The sequence below is a fragment of the Micrococcus sp. CS26 genome (genome assembly GCF_055522295.1).
The window spans coordinates 1-348 of the sequence record NZ_JBVFVY010000070.1 but is presented as its reverse complement, the minus strand read 5'-3'; the positions used below and the strand labels follow the sequence as shown (position 1 = coordinate 348).

Here is a 348-nt window from a genome sequence, read left to right as displayed (position 1 = left end):
CCGTTCGACCTTCCCGTTATGGCGCGGGGTGTAGGGGCGGATCCGGTGGTGCCGGCCCCCGAGCGAGACCACCTTGGCGGTGAAGTCCACGGCCCGGTAGTTGTTCCCGTTGTCCGTGACCACCCGGTCCACGGTGATGCCGTGGGCGGCGAAGAACGCCCGCGCCCGGCAGAAGAACCCGATCGTGGTCACCGCCTTCTCGTCCTCCAACGCCTCGGTGTACGCCAGGCGGGTGTACCCGTCGATCGCCGAGTGCAGGTAGGTGTAGCCGACCCGCCGGCCAGGCCCGCGCTTGGAAGCACGGCCTGCTTCACTGTCACGTCCGTGAGCACGCCAGCCGCCCCCGTC

1 protein-coding gene is annotated in these 348 nt (G+C 69.8%); it reads right to left on the bottom strand.

Annotated features, from left to right (window positions below; translation table 11 throughout):
* A partial coding sequence (locus tag ACZ1IK_RS11250; protein ID WP_465098527.1) for a DDE-type integrase/transposase/recombinase occupies nt 1-348 on the bottom strand: 348 nt, incomplete at both ends.